18 protein-coding genes are annotated in these 16,212 nt (G+C 71.9%); 8 read left to right on the forward strand and 10 right to left on the reverse strand.

Features of this window, described 5'->3' with window-relative positions; genetic code table 11:
• Positions 1–266: 266 nt before the first annotated feature.
• From AOM00_RS14470 to AOM00_RS14485, 4 genes are all read right to left on the reverse strand, one after another.
• Positions 267–1,073 (reverse strand): phosphatase PAP2 family protein, encoded by an 807-nt coding sequence (locus tag AOM00_RS14470; RefSeq protein ID WP_169746867.1) that lies wholly within the window; start codon positions 1,071–1,073, stop codon positions 267–269.
• An 87-nt stretch (positions 1,074–1,160) separates the two neighbouring features.
• Positions 1,161–2,018, reverse strand: coding sequence for an ABC transporter ATP-binding protein (locus tag AOM00_RS14475; protein WP_062518478.1), 858 nt, complete (start codon positions 2,016–2,018; stop codon positions 1,161–1,163).
• A 1-nt stretch (position 2,019) separates the two neighbouring features.
• Positions 2,020–2,826 carry an ABC transporter ATP-binding protein gene (locus AOM00_RS14480; RefSeq protein WP_062518479.1) on the reverse strand — a complete coding sequence of 269 codons (807 nt, stop codon included), beginning with the start codon at positions 2,824–2,826 and terminating at the stop codon, positions 2,020–2,022.
• A complete protein-coding gene (locus AOM00_RS14485; protein WP_062518480.1) occupies positions 2,826–3,863 on the reverse strand; it encodes an ABC transporter permease in 1,038 nt (345 codons plus the stop codon). Before AOM00_RS14485 ends, AOM00_RS14480 begins: the two co-directional genes overlap by 1 nt.
• Positions 3,864–4,021: 158 nt before the next feature.
• On the opposite strand from AOM00_RS14485, the gene AOM00_RS14490 reads away from it, so the two are divergent.
• On the forward strand, positions 4,022–4,480 hold the full coding sequence (locus AOM00_RS14490) for a GNAT family N-acetyltransferase (RefSeq protein WP_062518481.1): 459 nt from the start codon (positions 4,022–4,024) through the stop codon (positions 4,478–4,480).
• Positions 4,481–4,503: 23 nt separating this feature from the next.
• Here the strand turns inward: AOM00_RS14490 and AOM00_RS14495 are convergent, their stop codons facing one another.
• The 3 genes from AOM00_RS14495 to AOM00_RS14505 are packed head-to-tail and all read right to left on the reverse strand — an operon-like array spanning position 4,504 to position 7,576.
• Positions 4,504–6,159 (reverse strand): efflux permease Rv1217c-related protein, encoded by a 1,656-nt coding sequence (locus AOM00_RS14495; protein WP_228373529.1) that lies wholly within the window; start codon positions 6,157–6,159, stop codon positions 4,504–4,506.
• Positions 6,159–7,115 (reverse strand): ABC transporter ATP-binding protein, encoded by a 957-nt coding sequence (locus tag AOM00_RS14500; protein WP_082097111.1) that lies wholly within the window; start codon positions 7,113–7,115, stop codon positions 6,159–6,161. Before AOM00_RS14500 ends, AOM00_RS14495 begins: the two co-directional genes overlap by 1 nt.
• Positions 7,112–7,576: a GbsR/MarR family transcriptional regulator gene (locus AOM00_RS14505; RefSeq protein ID WP_062518483.1), complete on the reverse strand. Its 465-nt coding sequence runs from the start codon at positions 7,574–7,576 to the stop codon at positions 7,112–7,114. Before AOM00_RS14505 ends, AOM00_RS14500 begins: the two co-directional genes overlap by 4 nt.
• A 129-nt stretch (positions 7,577–7,705) precedes the next feature.
• Between AOM00_RS14505 and AOM00_RS14510 the strand changes: the two genes are divergently transcribed.
• Positions 7,706–9,952, forward strand: a complete 2,247-nt coding sequence (locus AOM00_RS14510; RefSeq protein ID WP_082097112.1) for an RNA degradosome polyphosphate kinase — start codon at positions 7,706–7,708, stop codon at positions 9,950–9,952.
• Complete coding sequence (locus AOM00_RS14515; protein WP_062518484.1) at positions 9,949–10,923, forward strand: NUDIX hydrolase; 975 nt, start codon at positions 9,949–9,951, stop codon at positions 10,921–10,923. Before AOM00_RS14510 ends, AOM00_RS14515 begins: the two co-directional genes overlap by 4 nt.
• Before the next feature lie 466 nt (positions 10,924–11,389).
• On the opposite strand, the gene AOM00_RS14520 is transcribed toward AOM00_RS14515, so the two are convergent.
• Both AOM00_RS14520 and msrB read right to left on the reverse strand, forming a co-directional pair.
• Positions 11,390–12,019 (reverse strand): hypothetical protein, encoded by a 630-nt coding sequence (locus tag AOM00_RS14520; protein WP_369345435.1) that lies wholly within the window; start codon positions 12,017–12,019, stop codon positions 11,390–11,392.
• Positions 12,019–12,432 (reverse strand): peptide-methionine (R)-S-oxide reductase MsrB, encoded by a 414-nt coding sequence (gene msrB / locus AOM00_RS14525; protein WP_062518485.1) that lies wholly within the window; start codon positions 12,430–12,432, stop codon positions 12,019–12,021. The genes AOM00_RS14520 and msrB overlap by 1 nt, the downstream gene beginning before the upstream one ends.
• A 451-nt stretch (positions 12,433–12,883) precedes the next feature.
• Between msrB and AOM00_RS14530 the strand changes: the two genes are divergently transcribed.
• The 3 genes from AOM00_RS14530 (at position 12,884) to AOM00_RS15500 (ending at position 14,373) form a co-directional block, all read left to right on the forward strand.
• The gene (locus tag AOM00_RS14530; protein WP_062518486.1) at positions 12,884–13,174 is read left to right on the forward strand and encodes a DUF1540 domain-containing protein; all 291 of its coding nucleotides are present in this window, start codon (positions 12,884–12,886) and stop codon (positions 13,172–13,174) included.
• 108 nt (positions 13,175–13,282) lie between these two features.
• Positions 13,283–14,062 carry an AzlC family ABC transporter permease gene (locus tag AOM00_RS14535; protein ID WP_062518487.1) on the forward strand — a complete coding sequence of 260 codons (780 nt, stop codon included), beginning with the start codon at positions 13,283–13,285 and terminating at the stop codon, positions 14,060–14,062.
• On the forward strand, positions 14,059–14,373 hold the full coding sequence (locus AOM00_RS15500) for an AzlD domain-containing protein (protein ID WP_062518488.1): 315 nt from the start codon (positions 14,059–14,061) through the stop codon (positions 14,371–14,373). The genes AOM00_RS14535 and AOM00_RS15500 overlap by 4 nt, the downstream gene beginning before the upstream one ends.
• A gap of 26 nt (positions 14,374–14,399) precedes the next feature.
• Here AOM00_RS15500 and AOM00_RS14545 read toward each other — a convergent pair whose 3' ends face one another.
• Positions 14,400–14,618, reverse strand: a complete 219-nt coding sequence (locus tag AOM00_RS14545; protein ID WP_062518489.1) for a hypothetical protein — start codon at positions 14,616–14,618, stop codon at positions 14,400–14,402.
• Positions 14,619–14,690: 72 nt separating this feature from the next.
• Here AOM00_RS14545 and AOM00_RS14550 point away from each other — a divergent pair, with 72 nt between their 5' ends.
• Both AOM00_RS14550 and AOM00_RS14555 read left to right on the forward strand, forming a co-directional pair.
• Positions 14,691–15,602, forward strand: coding sequence for a phosphotransferase (locus AOM00_RS14550; RefSeq protein WP_062518490.1), 912 nt, complete (start codon positions 14,691–14,693; stop codon positions 15,600–15,602).
• 56 nt (positions 15,603–15,658) lie between these two features.
• Positions 15,659–16,207 (forward strand): VanZ family protein, encoded by a 549-nt coding sequence (locus tag AOM00_RS14555; RefSeq protein ID WP_062518491.1) that lies wholly within the window; start codon positions 15,659–15,661, stop codon positions 16,205–16,207.
• Positions 16,208–16,212 lie beyond the last annotated feature (5 nt).

Below are 16,212 nucleotides of genomic sequence, written 5' to 3' on the forward strand. Positions count from 1 at the left end.
TCGCACGCTGTGACCGATCCCACCGCGCCGCGGCGGCATCGCGACATGCGCGGAAGAAACGTCGCGATCCTCGTTGCCGTGGCCATGGTCAGGCCCTACACTGAACCAGGCGACGGACCTGGGAACGGTCCAGATCGCCGAAGACGTCCCCGGGAGGGGCGGCCGCGGTGCCCCCCAGCGCAGCCGACCTCCCGGGGCACCTTCGTCTTCAGGGCCGTGAGGCCACCGCACATGTGAGCGCCCCGCCGGCAGCAGCACGATGCGGCTCAGCGCGCGTCGTCCTCACCGCCCCCATCCGCCTCCTCGGGCTCGGTGACCTCGGCGTCATCCGCGTCGCGCACCCATGCCAGATCCTCGTCGGACACAGCGAGCGCGCTCGGTCGCGCAGGCGGATCCCTGCGCTCGAGCGACAGGTCGTGCCAGCGTTCGGCCCCCACGACCGCGCCGAGCACCGCGAGCGCGACGCACAGCCCCGCGATCACGTCGGTGAGGAAGTGGTAGCCGAGGTAGAGGCGGCCCGCGCCGACCACGGCGACGATCGCCATCGAGCCAAGCACCCAGCCCGTGAGCGCCCAGGACGCCTCGGCGTCCTCGTGCCACAGCAGGTATCCGACCACCAGGACCAGCGTGGTCGCGCCGACCGTATGGCCCGAGGGGAAGGACCCGGACGCCTCGCCCCCCGGCACCACCATGAGGACGTCGGCGGGTCTGTCCCTGCCTACCGCAGCCTTGAGCAGCACGGTGAGCCCCGTGGACATCACCATCGCGAGCACCAGCAGGAGGGGCTCCCACCACGAGCGCGAGACGCGCCACCAGACGAGCGCGATCAGGGCGACCACGATGGGCAGGATGACGGGGCCGCCCAGGAAGGACACCACCGAGAAGAACGTCTCGAGACCCGGCGAGCGCTGGTCCGCGAGCAGCTCGAGCAACGGCTGATCGACGCGCGCGAGGTCCTCGTTCTCGCGCACCCAGTCGAGGAGGCCGACGAACCCTGCCACGCCCACGGCCATGAGCACCACCGCCGGCCACAGCGCGAGCACCGCGTCGGAGGCACGCATCCGTCGAGTCATGCGGACCACCCTAGGCACCGTCGCGCGCAGGCCCGGGCCGCACGCGCCGCCGCGCATGCAAGGGCCGGGCGGACGCGGACGATGCGCTCAGGTTGCCGAGCGCTCGCGCGCGACCATCGCCTCCTCGAGCGTCGCGGGCACCTCCTCGAGCGCGGCCTCGAGCGTGCCGAGAGCGCTGCGCACCCGCTCCGGCGACGCGTCGACGGCGCGCACATGGGTACCCGAGAGCATCACCAGGACCCCGGCATCGTCGAGGGCCGCGAAGGCGTCCTGCCATCGCTCGGTGCGCACCGCGAGCGCCGTGGTGCCGCCGACGATGTCGGCGAGCTGCCCGGACGCCACCGCCACCCCCTGCGACATCAGCACGAGCCGGTCGCACTGCTCGGCCTCCTGCATGTAATGCGTGGTGACCAGCACGCCTGCGCCCGCGTCGGCGCTCGCGTGGATGGTGTCCCACAGGCGTGCGCGGGACAGGGGGTCGACCCCCGACGTGGGCTCGTCGAGGACGAGCAGCTCGGGACCATGGCCGAGCGCCGCCGCGAAGGCAAGCTGACGCTGGCGGCCCAGGCCGATGCCGCCGACCAGGCTCTCGCGCGACGAGGCGAGCGCCTCGGGCACCGCCGTCGCGCGCGACCCGAACGCCTCGTCGACGAACGCGAGGTTCTCCTCGACCGTGAGGTCGTCCCACAGGCCCAGCCCCTGAGGGACGTAGCCGAGGCGGGCGCGTGCCTCTCGATCGGGGGCGCGGCCCATGAGCTGGAGCTCGCCGTCCGTGGGCGGCAGGAGGCCCAGGATCATGCGGATCAGGGTGGTCTTCCCGGCACCGTTCGCGCCGAGCAGGCCGACGATCTCCCCCGGCTCGACCGTGATCGAGACCTTGTCGACGGCGGCGAGGTCGCCGAAGCGGCGGGTGACGTCCGTCGCGCGGATGAGCGGCGCTCCCATGTCAGGCCCCCTTCGCGATGGCTGCGGCGACCACCGCGTCCTCGATGTCCGCGACGCGCACGGACCCCTGCGGCGGCTCCTCGGGGGACCACACGCGGTAGCGCCGCCCGCGCCGCCACGTGCGGGCGGGATCGCCGGGGGTCTCGGACTCCACCACGTGACCGGGGACGCTCGCGAGCACGTCCGCCGGCGTCCCCTCGAGCAGGAGCTCGCCCGCGTCGAGCACCAGCACGCGATGAGCACGCTCGGCCTCGTCGAGGTAGGTGGTGGCCATCACCACCGCCGCACCCTGCGACGCGGCGAGCGACACCATGCGCCACAGGTCGACGCGGCTGACCGGGTCGACGCCCGTCGACGGCTCGTCGAGGATCAGGAGCTCGGGCCGGTGCAGCATCGCGAGGGAGAACGCGAGCTTCTGGCGCATGCCTCCCGAGAGGTTGCGCGCGAGGCGATCGGTCGCGTGCTCGAGGCCGGCACCCGCGAGCAGCGCCGCGCGACGCTCGCGCAACGCCTCACCGGAGAGCGCATGCGCGGCGGCGACGAACGCGATATTCTCGTCGACCGAGAGGTCGCGCCACACGCCCGCGGCGGTGGGCATGAAGCCGATGCGGTCGAGCGCCGGCGCGGCCACCTCGCCCGAGGTCGGGGCGATCGCGCCCGCGAGCGCGCGCAGCAGGGTGGTCTTGCCGGCGCCGTCCCCACCGACGACGGCCACGATCTGCCCTGGCTCGACGGTGAGGGTGACGTCGGCGACGGCGGCGCGACCGCCCCGCTCGATCGTGAGCCCGCGGGCTCCCCACCCGGCCATCACGCGGCCTTCGACGTGGCGCGGCGGTGCACGCTCGGCGCGAGGTCGCGGCGGAAGCGCAGCACCGCGGCGGAGAACACCAGCAGGGCCATGCCCGTGAGCACCGCGAACGGGATCCACAGGGCACCGAGCCCCGCGCCGCGCAGGAAGATGCCCTGCGCGATCTCGACGAAGTACGTGAGGGGCAGGCAGCGCCCGATCGCCGCGATCGCGGTCGGCATCGCGTCGAGCGGGAAGATGAAGCCGGAGAGCAGGATCTGCGGCAGCAGCAGCATGATCGCGAGCTGGATCGCCTGCGCCTGCGTCTGCGACACGGTCGAGATCAGGACGCCGATGCCGAGCACGACGAACAGGAAGATCCCCGCGCCGACCGCGAACAGCCAGGGGTTCCCCGCGAAGGGCACATCGAAGATCCACACGCCCAGCAGCGTCACGACGAGCATGTCGAAGGAGGCGAGCAGGAAGTACGGCGCGATCTTGCCGATGATGACGTCGGCCGGCTTGAGCGGCATCACCGCGAGCTGCTCGAGGGTGCCGGACTGACGCTCCTTCACCAGCCCGATCGACGTGATGATCGTGCCGATGAAGGTCAGGATGAGGCCGATCAGCGCGGGCACCATCACCCACGAGGTCTCGAGGTCGGGGTTGAAGAGGATGTCGACCTGCACCTGGTCCCCCATGCGCGCGAATGCGACGGAGGCGCTCTGCGCCGTGAACAGGCTGGCGCCGTCGACGTACGCGGTCGGCGGCTGGGTCGTGGTGTCGATCACCACCTCGGTCGCGTTGTCGCGCATCCACGCGAGCGCGTCGTCGGTCGTCGCGTCGGGGTCGACCTCGCCGATGTCGAACAGGTCGGGCGCGTTCGCGACCACCTGGTCCGCGCCGGGACCGATGACGCGGGTCGGGATGGAGTCGACGGTGAAGTTGGCGGCGTAGCCGAAGATCGTGAGAAGCACGATCGGCAGGACGATGAGCATCGCCATCGTCCGCTTGTCCCGGCGGAGCTCGCGGAACTCCTTGAGGATCATCGCCTTCATGGCACTTCCTTCCCGGCCGCCATCGGCCGATTTCTCCAACTGGGGAAACGGTAGCACGGAAGAGCGTCGCGGCCCTCAGCCCCAGCATGGCGGGCGGGCCCGCGCGGCGCGAGCGCTTGGACGCGTGGACGAAACACGCGGGTGCGATACTCCGCGCCATGCACATCGCGACGGCCGACCCCGGCACCCCGGACATCGCAGCGCTCCTCTCGGAGCACCTCGAGGACATGCACGCGACCTCGCCCGCATGCTCGGTCCACGCGCTCGACGTCGAGCGCCTGCGCGCGCCCCACGTGAGCTTCGTCGCGGCGCGCGACGACGCGGGCGCGCTGCTGGGTGTGGGCGCGATCGCGGTGATCGAGCCCGGCCACGGCGAGATCAAGTCCATGCGGACGGCGGGCGACCAGCGCGGCCGCGGCGTCGCGACCGCGGTGCTCGACCACCTCCTGGGCCGCGCGCGCGAGCTCGGGCTCTCGCGTGTGAGCCTCGAGACCGGCACGGCCGAGCCTTTCCACGCCGCGCACCGCCTGTACGAGCGGTCGGGCTTCACCGAGTGCGGTCCCTTCGCGGGCTACGCGCTCGATCCGTTCTCGCGCTTCTACACGCGGTCGCTCTAGCCCTCGCACACAGCCGCGAGCCGCTAGCCCTTGAGGTCTCGCCGCACGTAACCGGCGACCCCCGCCGCGACGAGCGCCGCGGCCGCACCGAAGAGCACCACCGGCTGGTACCAGTACAGGCCGTTGTCGAGCGGGAACTCCCACGTGTAGTAGTAGTACGGCGACAGGTGCGCGACGGGCACCAGGGCGTCGTTCACTGCGGCGAAGGCCGTGAGGGCCCAGCCCACCACCGCGACACCGGTGCCCGCTCCGACGGCCACCCGGGGAGCGCCGGTGAGCGCCCCGCCCAGGAAGGCGGCCCCGCCGAGCACCGCACCGAGCCCCCACGCGAGCACGCCGGTCGCGAGGATGTGGAGGTAGGACATCCCCAGCCCTCCCACCCAGTTGCCGAACGCGATGCCGGCGGTGGTCGCCGCGGCGATCACGGCCGCCACCGTGAGCACCGCGAGCCCGCGGCGCCACGCGATCGCGGCGCGCGACAGCGGCGAGCCGAGCAGCACCGAGATGGTCCGGGCCCGCTCCTCGCCCGCGAGGGCCGCACCCGCGGCGATCGCCGCGACCGCCACCGCGACCGGCACCGTGATGGACAGCATCTCGCCGTGGTACCAGCCCTCGGGTCGCGAGTAGTCCGCGAAGCCCACCATCGCCATGATGTTGTCCGGGAAGGCGTCCGCGAACTCGCCGACGAAGTCGGAGACCAGGTTGAACATGGGGCCCATGAGCGCGGTCATGAGGAAGATGCCGCCGCCGGCGATGGTGAGGATCGCCCGGCTCTCGCTCAGGGCCTTGCCGACGATGCCGCGCGTGCTCGACCTCCCCTGGAGCAGCGCGAGCATCCTCATGAGCCGCTCGTCCTCCTGGAAGCGCGCCAGCAGCGGCACCGCGGTCGCGCCCGACACCAGGTCGCGCCGCACGTACGCCGCCCAGCCCACCACGACCAGGGCCGCGGAGACGGCCAGGATCACCAGCACCTGGGTCCAGTCGACCCCGTCGACCAGCGGGGACGCCTCGTTGATGTAGTACCAGGGGAAGATCCTGGCCCAGTCCTCGCCGCCGTCGATCATGGGCAGCAGGCCCGCGCCGAAGAACGAGACGACCAGGAACGCGGTGCCGATGCCCGAGGCGAGCCGCTGATGCCCGGTCGCCGCCCCGAGCGCGAAGGCGACCGCGCCGTAGAGCAGCGCCACCGCGGTGACGTGCATGGTCGCCGCGCCGATGTTGACGTCTGCGGCGGACTCCCCGAACGCGAGGACCGCCACCAGGTAGCCCGCCCAGGCGAGCAGGTTCACCACCAGCGCGACGGTGAGCGCGGCGAGCCCCTTCGAGGTGAGCAGGCGCGAGCGGGAGCGCGGCGCGGTGGTGAGCACGTTCATCGTGCCGTCGTTCTCCTCGCCCGCGAGCGCGGCGGCACCCATGGAGACCGCGATCCCGGCCACCACGAACGGGCCGATGAAGTTGAACATCATGCTGAGCATGAGGCCCGCGACGCCCGCGTCGCCGTTGATGCCGATCACGTCCGTGTAGAAGGCGGGCATGTCGTCGAAGAAGGACACGGCGTCGTCCCCCAGGCCCGCGTACGCCCACATGCCGAAGATCGCGACGAGCCACAGGGAGGAGACGCCGATGAGCGCCGCCGCCGCGCGATCACGGATCGACTTCAGGTAGAGGGTGCGGAGCATCACGCACGCTCCCCCGACGCCGCGGCGGCGGGCACGCCCGGGGCGTCCCGCTCGGCCTCGGTGACCTCGTCGCGGTAGAACTCGAGGAAGATCTCGTCGAGGTCGACGGTCGCGGAGGACAACGAGAGGACGTCGTGGGCGGTGGCGACCTTGAGCAGCGGGGCCATCGACCTCTCGTACTGCGCGGTCACGGTGTCGCCCTCGGCGCTCACGCTGTGGACCCCCTCGACGCCGTCGAACGCGTCCGCCGCGACCGGGTGCGCGAACTCGAGGGTGACCCGCCGCAACGCCTTGTCCTTGAGCTCGTCCATGCGCTCGACCGCGATGAGGTGACCGCGGCGGATGAAGCCCACGCGGTCGGCGACGCGCTCGACCTCGGACAGCGTGTGGCTCGAGAGGAACACCGTGTGCCCCTCGCCCACGTGCTCGCGCATGAGCGTGTGGAACTCGAGCTGGACCAGCGGGTCGAGGCCCGTGATCGGCTCGTCGAGCACCACCACCTCGGGACGGTTCATGAAGGCCTGGATCAGCCCGACCTTCTGGCGGTTGCCCGAGGACAGCTCGCCCACCTTCTTGCCCAGGTCCGCGTCGAAGCGGTCGGCCAGCGCATCGACCCACGCCCAGTCGACGCCGCCGCGCAGGTTCGCGAGGAACTCGAGCGTCTCGCGGCCCGTGAGGTTCGGGTAGAGCGCGAGGTCGGAGGGCAGGAAGCCCAGGTGACGGCGGATCTCCACGGCGTCCTTGCGGGAGTCGAGCCCGACGATGCGGCACTCGCCCTCGGAGGGCCGGATGAGGTCGAGCAGGCAGCGGATGGTCGTCGACTTGCCGGCGCCGTTGGGCCCGAGGAACCCGAAGATCTCACCGGGGCCGATCTGCAGGGAGACGTCCTGCACGGCGGTGAAGTCGCCGAAGCGCTTGGTGAGACCCACGGTCTCGATGGCAGGGGTGGTGGTCATGGTCTTCCCTTCTCGAGCTCGGCCGTCATGCGCTCCATGAGCGGAGGCCATTCGCGTGCGAAGAAGTCGGCGAGGTCGCCGAGCTCCGTGACCCTCTCGGGCCTGTCCCGGGGAAGCACGCCGTCGCCGGCGCGCGCGAGCTCGCCGAGGGCCCGGATGCGCTCGAGCTCGGAGGCCATGACCGCGTACCAGGCCCCCGGACGGAGGCGGTAGCGCTGCGTGCGGTCGCCGCGCACGCGCACCTGCTCGACCATCCCGAGCTGGACATGCGCCCGCAGCTGGGTCGAGACCGTCCCGGCGCTCAACCTGAGGTCCTCGGCGAGCTGCGCCTGGGTCTGCTCGGCGGGCTCGCAGATCATGAGCCATCCGAGGATCTCGGCCCACGCACGGGCGGAGCCGAACATCGTGAAGAAGGTCGCGACCCTGTCCACGTACTCATGCTGCGCATCGTCCATCGGCATGATTTCAGTATTGCCTGAATGTACTGAAAGGCGCAAGGCGCGGCGCCTTCCCGGGGCCCGCGTCGCCCCTGTCGAACCGGGACCGCGGACGGGTGACGCGGGCGGCGGTCCCGTGGAACGATGGGCCACATGTCCGAGAGCCTCGACGTCAACGCCTCCACGCCCGCACCCGCGCCGCAGGCCGACGCGCCCGCGCTCGACTCCGAGGAGACCTATCCGGTCCCCACCGTCGAGTTCGAGGAGGACGAGTCGCCGTCCGCGCTGCCGGACGAGCGCTACCTGGACCGCGAGCTCTCCTGGCTCGCGTTCAACGAGCGCGTGCTCGAGATGGCCGAGGACCCGCAGACCCCGCTGCTCGAGCGCGCGCGCTTCCTCGCGATCTTCGCCTCGAACCTCGACGAGTTCTTCATGGTGCGCGTCGCAGGCCTCAAGCGCCGCATCGCCGCGGGCTTCGCGGTGCCGTCGGCCACCGGCATGAGCGCGACGCGCCAGATCGACGCGATCATCGAGCGCGCGCACGAGCTCATGGATCGCCACGCGGAGACCTTCGAGGACCAGGTGCGCCCCGCGCTGGCGAACGAGGGCATCCAGCTGGTGCGTCACGACGACCTCGGCGACGCCGAGCGCGAGCGCCTGCGCAAGCTGTTCCGCGCGGACATCTTCCCCGTGCTCACGCCGCTCGCGGTGGACCCCGCGCACCCCTTCCCCTACATCTCCGGCCTGTCGCTCAACATCGCGGTCGAGATCGTCGATCCCGAGACGGGCAAGGACTACTTCGCGCGCGTCAAGGTGCCGGAGACGCTGCCGCGCTTCCTCTCGGTCGACGCTGCGGGCCACGTGGGCCAGGTGACCGATGCGGCGGCCCTGTCCGACGAGCCGCGCAGCTTCGTCCCGCTCGAGGACGTCATCGGCGCGCACCTCGACTACCTGTTCCCCGGCATGAAGGTCGCGGCGCACTACACGTTCCGTGTCACGCGCAACGAGGACGTGGAGGTCGAGGAGGACGATGCCGAGAACCTCCTCAAGGCCATGGAGAAGGAGCTGCTGCGCCGCCGCTTCGGTCCCGCGGTCCGGCTCGAGGTCGCCGACGACCTCCCGCCCAAGATCCGCGAGCTGCTGGTGCGCGAGCTCGGCATCACGGACAACGACGTGTTCCACCTGCCCGCGCCGCTCGACCTCACGGGGCTCAACCTCATCGCCGACCTGGACCGCCCGGCGCTGCAGTTCGAGTCGTTCCGCCCGACCACGCACCACCGGCTCGCGCCGGTCGAGACGGCGGACGAGCAGAACGTGTTCGACGCCATCACGCGCGGCGACGTCCTGCTGCACCACCCGTACGACTCGTTCTCGACCTCGGTGCAGGCCTTCCTCGCGCAGGCGGCGGCCGATCCCAAGGTGCTCGCGATCAAGCAGACCCTCTACCGCACCTCGGGCGACTCGCCCATCGTCGACGCCCTCATCGAGGCCGCGCACTCGGGCAAGCAGGTGCTCGCGCTGGTCGAGATCAAGGCGCGCTTCGACGAGCGGCGCAACATCTCCTGGGCACGCAAGCTCGAGCAGGCCGGCGTGCACGTGGTGTACGGCCTCGTGGGCCTCAAGACGCACTGCAAGCTCTCGCTGGTGGTGCGCCAGGAGGACGACGGCCTCCAGCGCTACAGCCACATCGGCACGGGCAACTACCACCCGAAGACCGCGCGCCTCTACGAGGACTACGGCCTGCTCACCAAGAACGCCGAGGTGGGCGCGGACCTCACCAAGCTGTTCAACCAGCTCTCGGGCTACGCCCCCAAGTCGCGCTTCCGCCGGCTCATCGTCGCCCCGATCGGCGTGCGCGCCGGCCTGATCGAGCGCATCGAGCGCGAGGCCCGCAACGCCGCCGAGGGCAAGGAGGCGTGGGTGAAGATCAAGGTCAACTCGATCGTCGACGAGAAGACCATCGACGCGCTCTACCGTGCGTCCAACGCGGGCGTGAAGGTCGACGTCAACGTGCGCGGCATCTGCGCCGTGCGCCCCGGCGTCGCCGGCTTCTCCGAGAACATCCGCGTGCGCTCGATCCTGGGCCGGTTCCTCGAGCACTCGCGCATCTACGCGTTCGCGAACGACGGCGACCCCGAGGTCTTCATCGGTTCCGCCGACCTCATGCATCGCAACCTCGACCGTCGCATCGAGGCGCTCATCACCGTGACCGACGAGCTCCAGGTCGCGAGCCTCATCGAGAACATCGACATGGCGATGAGCAGGCAGGTCGCGGGGTGGGAGCTGCACGAGGACGGCACATGGAGCCACACCGTCACCGACGGCGAGGGCAACCGGCTCAAGGACCTCCAGGGCACGTACATCCGTCGGCAGCCCAAGCGGAGGGCCAAGGGGAAGTGAACCACTACCCCGAGGGCACCGTCGTGGCCGCCGGTGCGCTCGTGTGGCGCATCCGGGACGGGGAGCTGCAGGTGCTCGCGGTGCACCGACCGCGCTACAACGACTGGTCGTGGCCCAAGGGGAAGCTCGATCCCGGCGAGTCGCTGCCCGAGTGCGCGGTCCGCGAGGTGGCGGAGGAGACGGGCAAGCAGGTGGTGCTCGGTCAGCCGCTGCCGACCCTGCGCTACCCGATCGCCGCGGGCAAGCAGAAGGTGGTCAAGTACTGGGCCGCCGAGGTGATGTCCTCGGGCGCGGCGGCGGTACGCGCGCGCCCGAGGTTCAAGGACGCGTCCAAGAACGAGATCGACCAGATGCGCTGGCTCACGGTCGAGCAGGCGCACGCGCTCATCACCTTCCCGGACGACCTCCGTCCGCTCGACGCCCTGGTCGACGCCTACGCCGCCGGACGGCTCGACACCCGGCCGTTCATGCTGGTGAGGCACGCACGCGCCAAGCGCCGCAAGGCGTGGAAGCTCGCCGATGCGAAGCGGCCGCTCAGCCGGTCAGGCAAGGAGCGAGCGCTCGCGATCGTGCCGCTCATCGCGTCGTTCGGGATCTCGAAGATCGAGTCCTCGCCCGCGCGCCGCTGCGTCGACACCGTGACCCCCTACGCCGACGCGATCGGCGCCGACATCCACGTGCACGAGGCGCTCACGGAGCCTCGCCACGCGCATCGTCCGCTCGAGACCGCGACCGTCTTCGGCAAGCTGCTGCGCAAGCGCTCGCCGCGCGTCGTGTGCGTGCACCGGCCCACCCTGCCGACCATCATCGAGATGCTGCGCGCGGCCGTGCGGCCGTACACGCGCGGCGCGCTGCCGCGCTCCAACCCGTACCTGCCCGCCGGCGGCGTGCTGGTCGCGCACGTCGCGGACTGGGAGTCCGGACCCGTGGTGGTCGCGGTGGAGACGCACCTGCTGCGCGTCCACGTCTGAGCCGACCGCGGCACGCCACGCCCCCCCCCCCCACCCGAATTGGTAGGTGAGTGCCGGTCCTCGGAGATCTGCACACCGCAGTGGTGGCTCATTGTCGAATGCCGTCGATGTCGTCCCCGGGACGGCGCCGGCCGATGCCGGGACACCCGGACGTGAAGCGACGCCGGACCGGGAGCGCCAGTCGGCGCGAAGGCCGCTCGAAGCGGCTGGATTTGGAGCCCGGGGCTACCGCGGTCCGACGTCACCACCACCATACGCCCGCATCAGCGACGCGCGAACCCGTCCACAGGCGCTTCACGCGTTCCGCGAACACGATGTGGGATGGCGCACATCCCGGTCCCGCACGAGCCCGCCACCGGCACACGTCGGCCCCCACCGACAACCTGCGACCACTCCGGAGTTGGAACCCGTCGGAACCGACGTGCGCCTCCCACCTCCGGACCGGGCGGAGGCGCGCCGGGAAAGGTCAGTCCAGCCGGCCCTCGCGCCACATCGCGGCGCAGCGCTCGAGGTCCTCGCCGGTGCGCAGCAGCTGGGCCGCGCGCATCGTCGTGCGGTGGGCGCGGGCATCCGCATGGCCCTCGTCGGACTCCGCCTCGAAGGCGGCTCCGGTCGCGACCACGCGGCAGAACGCCCCGGCCCGCTCGAGCGCGACCGCGAGGTCGCCCGCGAACACCCCGGAGAGCACGGCATCCGCGAGCGTGCGGACCTCGTCCGGACCGGGAGGGTCCTCGACGCCGGCGATCGCGTGCCGCACATGCGCAGCGTGGACGCCCTGGTGGTACGAGCGCGCCACGGACGGGGCATCGTGCTTCACCCACTCGCGGATCATGTAGATCCGCCACAGCGCGCCGGGCAGGGTGTGCTCCCCCGCCTTGGACCACATCATGGCGACGGTGTCGATGCCCTCCTCGTCGACCAGGCGCACCAGGCGCTCGACCAGCAGGGGGTCCTTCGACTCGCGCGCCTGCGACACGATCGCGAGCGCCGTCTCATGTGCGATGAGGCCGCGGTCCGCGGGATCGATGTCCCCCTCGATCTGGTCGGCCAGCTCCATGTCGAGCATGGCCGGGCGGCGGTGGCGGTGCTCCACCACTAGGCGGGCTCACCTTCGGTCTGGTCGAAGGTGAGGGAGACCGAGTTGATGCAGAAGCGCTCGCCGGTAGGCGTCTGCGGGGCGTCGGGGAACACGTGGCCCAGGTGGGAGTCGCACGAGGCGCAGCGCACCTCGGTGCGCACCATGCCGTGCGAGCGGTCCTCGTGCAGCGTCACGGCGCCCTCCTCGGCGTCGTAGAAGCTGGGCCACCCGCAGTGCGAGTCGAACTTGGTGCCCGAGGGGAACAGCTGCGCGCCGCATGCGCGGCAGCGGAACACGCCGTCACGCTTCTCGTCGATCAGCTCGCCGGTCCACGGGCGCTCGGTCGCGGCCTCGCGCAGCACCTGGAACTCGACGTCGGTGAGCTGGGCGCGCCACTCGGCGTCGGTCTTCACGATCTTGTTGGGGCTCATGATGGGCTCCTTCCCAGGCAAGCCTACGCGCGCGGCGCGCACCCGAATCGCGCACCGAGCCCGTCGCTTCGGGCCTGTACAGATCAAGACGCGAGGCGCCCGACCTCCGAGGGGGGGAGGAGGTCGGACGCCACGCGTTCTCACCTGGGTGTCCCATGCGACTCACGCCGTGGTGGGTACACCCATACAGACGACCAACATCCGGGATTTGTTCCCCGTCGCGCGGGATTTTCGAGGCGGGTCCGGCGGACGATGCGGCGGGCCCGCGCGCAGGGGGGCCGCGGCACCGCCCGCGCGAGCACCGATTCCGCGCCGCGATACGCACGGAAATCGAATATCGAAATGCGTCCGACACAGATATCACCAGGCACTTCACTGCTGAGATATCGCGCGTATATTCGGCCGTATGGCCGCCGGAACCCGCCGGCGCACCGCTGGAACGGAGCCTCCCATGCCTGTCTCGATCGGACTTCCCATCGTCTCCTCGTGCTCCGTGGAGACCTGCGGGTACAACCACGACGGCTGCCACGCGGGCGCCATCTCGGTGGGCGGCAGCCACGCCCACTGCAACACGTTCGTCGCGACCGACGACAAGGGCGGCGCCGATGCGACCGCCGCGGTCGGCGCCTGCTCACGGGACGACTGCAGCCACAACGTCGACCTCATGTGCACCGCGGACTCGATCGCGGTGGGCGGCAGCACCGACGTCGCCGACTGCCTGACCTTCGCGGCACGCGTGTAGCCGCGCACCGCATCGTCCACCGCGACCCCGGCCCCGTGCCGGGGTCGCGGTGCGTCCGGACCCGACCACGACATCCGTCCGACACGCCGGCGTGCCACACTCGCTCGGGTGAGCACTCGCGAGCGGACGTTCCTGCGCATCGGCCCCCAGCAGTGGGCCGACACGTGGGCGGGCATCCGTGCCGTCGCGCCGCTGATGCCGGGCGCGGTGCTGTTCGGCCTCGCGTTCGGTGCGCTGGTGCGGGTCGCGGGGATCAACGCGTGGGTGGGCAACTACGCCTCGGTCACGGTGGTGGCGGGCGCGAGCCAGATCGCGATGGTCGAGCAGCTGCGTGCGGGAGCCCCCGCCGCGATCGCGGTGCTGACGGCGCTGGTGATCAACGCCCGGCTCGCCCTCTACTCCGCGGCGCTCGCCCCCGTGTTCTCCGCGTTCCCGCGCCGGTGGCGGCTGGGCCTCGCGCACCTGATGACGGACCAGTCCGCGGTGGTGTCCCTCCAGCATGCGGATCGCTGGCCCGACCCGGTGCGCCGACGGTGGTTCATCTGGGGCGCCTCCGGCCCGTTCGTGGCCGTGTGGGCGATGGGTACCGCCGCGGGGATCGCGCTCGGCCCGGTCATCCCGGACTCGTGGCAGATCGGGTTCATCGTCCCGCTCATGTTCCTCGCGGTGCTGGTGCCCGGCCTGCGGGACTCCCCCGCGCTGGTCGCCGTCGCCGTCTCCGTCGCGGTGGTCCTGCTCGGCCGCGACCTGCCGTACGGGCTCAACGTGCTGGGCGGAGCGCTCGCCGGCATCACGGCGGGCGCGATGGTGCCCCGCCGCCCGCGCACGGACGATGCGGCGGCGGAGCCCGCCTCCCGGCCCGCCTTCGAGGACGAGGAGGAGCGGTGACCGCGTTCCTGGTGTTCACGGCCGCGGCCGTGGGCACGTACCTCATCCGCCTTTCGGGCGTCGCGCTGCTGGGCGGCGACCGCGAGCTGCCGCCGGGGGTGACGCGCGCGCTCGCGCTCGTGGGCCCGGCCGCGATGGCGGCGATCGTCGCGAACGCGCTGCTGCTCGACGGGACCGAGTGGCGCGGCTTCGGCGCCTGGCACCTCGCCGCGGTGGTCGCGACGGGCGTCGCGCTCTGGAAGCGGTCGATGGGCGTGACCGTCGCCGCCGGCGCGGTCGCGTTCGCGGCGCTGCTGCTCGCCGGGCTGTAGGACGGCGCGGCCCTGCTCGCGGCCCGTCAGGCCGCCCGGCCGCGCCCGACGAGCGCGACAGCGTCGCCTGCACCGCACGCGGCGGCATGAGCGATCGGGTCGTCGAGCTGCGCGAGCCCGGCCGCGATGAGGCGCGCGACCACGTCCTGCGCGATCCGCTCGGCCAGCGGCGGCTCCGCGCCCATGCCCAGCGCTGCTCGCCGCGCGGCGGCGCGCATGCTCTCCAGAAGCTCCACGTCGATCATGCGCGCGAGGCTATCGCCGGGGTCTGACAACGCCCTCGACGCGGGAGGTGCCGCCGCTGATAGCGTCGCTGGATGATCCGCGACTCGGGACCGCCGCCCGCGCACCCCGCCATCTCTCCGGAGCTGGCGCGCGCGCTCGTGGATCGGCAGCTCCCGGGGCTCGCCCACCTGGAGATCGGCGAGCGCTTCGACGGCTGGGACATGGTGGTCTACCGGCTGGGCGAGGACCTGAGCCTGCGGCTGCCGCGCGTCGAGTCGGCCGTCGGGTCGCTCGCGCGCGAGACCCACCTGCTCGGCACCGTGGGGGCCGCGTGGGACTTCCCGCACCCACGCATCGTCGAGAGCGGTGTGGGCCAGGACGGGTACCCGTGGCCGTGGGCGCTGGTCTCGTGGCTGCCCGGGCGGGCGGCCGATGCGACGCCGCTCGACGCATCGTCCGGCACGGCGCTCGGGCTGGCGTTCGCACAGATCCACTCCCCCGCGGGCCCTGACGCGTGGTTCAACCCCGAGCAGTCGATCACGCTGTGCGAGCGCGCCGAGAACCTCGAGTGGGCGCTGCGGCAGCTCGCGAGCGCGGAGGGCCCCGGCGGCGAGCGGCTCGATCTTGGCGCGGTGACGGACGTCTGGGCGGAGGCGCTCGATGCGCCCGCGCCGGGCGAGGTGGTGTGGTCGCACGCTGACCCGCACGGCTCGAACCTGCTGGGCGTCGACGGCGCCTTCGCAGGGATCATCGACTGGGGCAAGATGGCCGGCTGCGAGCGTGCCGTGGACCTGTCCTTCCTCTACACCGCGCTGCCGGCGGCGGGGGTGGACGATGCGGTGGCCGCCTACCGCGACGCGACCGGGTGCGAGGATCCGGGGCTCGAGGCGCGCATGCGCGGCATCGCGGTCGCCAAGTGCGCGTCCTGGGCCGTGCTGGATCGCCCGGCGAACGTCATGATGGCCTGGAGGGGGTTCTCCGAGCTGGGCGTGATCGACGCGTAGCCAGGCACGCTCACGTACGCTGGCGCGTTGACACCCCGACCGGACCAGGAGGGACGATGCACACGCTGCGTTACGAGGAGGCCACCATGGCCCTCCCCATCGCGCTCATCGGCGGGGTGCTGGTGCTGGTCGCATGGGGCCTCGGCGCGATCTTCGGGCATGGCCGGCGGACCGCGCTGTGGGCCGCGCTGCTCACCTGCCTCGCGGTGATCGGCTGGATCACCATCGGGCTCACGCTCGTGACGCACTATCCGGGGACGGGCGGCGTCAACCTCGACCCGGGGCAGGAGATCCGCCGCGCGCTCGACACCGGCGCGCGCGAACCATGGCTCAACCTGGTGGGCAACATCGTGCTGTTCCTCCCGTTCGGCACCGTGGTGGCGCTCATGACCCGGCGCGGCCTCGCGATGCGCGTGGTGACCGCGACGTTCCTGGGCGCGGCTCTGTCCGCCGCGATCGAGTCGACGCAGTACCTGCTGGGCCGCGTCGCCGACGTCGACGACATCATCCTCAACACCTCGGGCGCGTTCCTGGGAGCACTCGCGGCCGCGGTGGTGCTCGCGCTGGGCGGCTCCGATGCGGGACGCCGCGCGCACGCTGACTAACATGG

Origin of the sequence: Demequina gelatinilytica (genome assembly GCF_000971115.1) — a bacterium.
Lineage (GTDB): Bacteria > Actinomycetota > Actinomycetes > Actinomycetales > Demequinaceae > Demequina > Demequina gelatinilytica.

Coding starts and splice junctions, on each gene's coding strand:
- msrB (WP_062518485.1), bottom strand. CDS start 12,432: ATGAGCCCCAACAAGATCGTGAAGACCGACGCCGAGTGGCGCGCCCAG.
- AOM00_RS14550 (WP_062518490.1), top strand. CDS start 14,691: ATGATCCGCGACTCGGGACCGCCGCCCGCGCACCCCGCCATCTCTCCG.
- AOM00_RS14510 (WP_082097112.1), top strand. CDS start 7,706: ATGTCCGAGAGCCTCGACGTCAACGCCTCCACGCCCGCACCCGCGCCG.
- AOM00_RS14495 (WP_228373529.1), bottom strand. CDS start 6,159: ATGCTCCGCACCCTCTACCTGAAGTCGATCCGTGATCGCGCGGCGGCG.
- AOM00_RS14480 (WP_062518479.1), bottom strand. CDS start 2,826: ATGGCCGGGTGGGGAGCCCGCGGGCTCACGATCGAGCGGGGCGGTCGC.
- AOM00_RS14505 (WP_062518483.1), bottom strand. CDS start 7,576: ATGCCGATGGACGATGCGCAGCATGAGTACGTGGACAGGGTCGCGACC.
- AOM00_RS14475 (WP_062518478.1), bottom strand. CDS start 2,018: ATGGGAGCGCCGCTCATCCGCGCGACGGACGTCACCCGCCGCTTCGGC.
- AOM00_RS14485 (WP_062518480.1), bottom strand. CDS start 3,863: ATGAAGGCGATGATCCTCAAGGAGTTCCGCGAGCTCCGCCGGGACAAG.
- AOM00_RS14500 (WP_082097111.1), bottom strand. CDS start 7,115: ATGACCACCACCCCTGCCATCGAGACCGTGGGTCTCACCAAGCGCTTC.
- AOM00_RS14470 (WP_169746867.1), bottom strand. CDS start 1,073: ATGACTCGACGGATGCGTGCCTCCGACGCGGTGCTCGCGCTGTGGCCG.
- AOM00_RS14530 (WP_062518486.1), top strand. CDS start 12,884: ATGCCTGTCTCGATCGGACTTCCCATCGTCTCCTCGTGCTCCGTGGAG.
- AOM00_RS14545 (WP_062518489.1), bottom strand. CDS start 14,618: ATGATCGACGTGGAGCTTCTGGAGAGCATGCGCGCCGCCGCGCGGCGA.
- AOM00_RS14555 (WP_062518491.1), top strand. CDS start 15,659: ATGCACACGCTGCGTTACGAGGAGGCCACCATGGCCCTCCCCATCGCG.
- AOM00_RS14490 (WP_062518481.1), top strand. CDS start 4,022: ATGCACATCGCGACGGCCGACCCCGGCACCCCGGACATCGCAGCGCTC.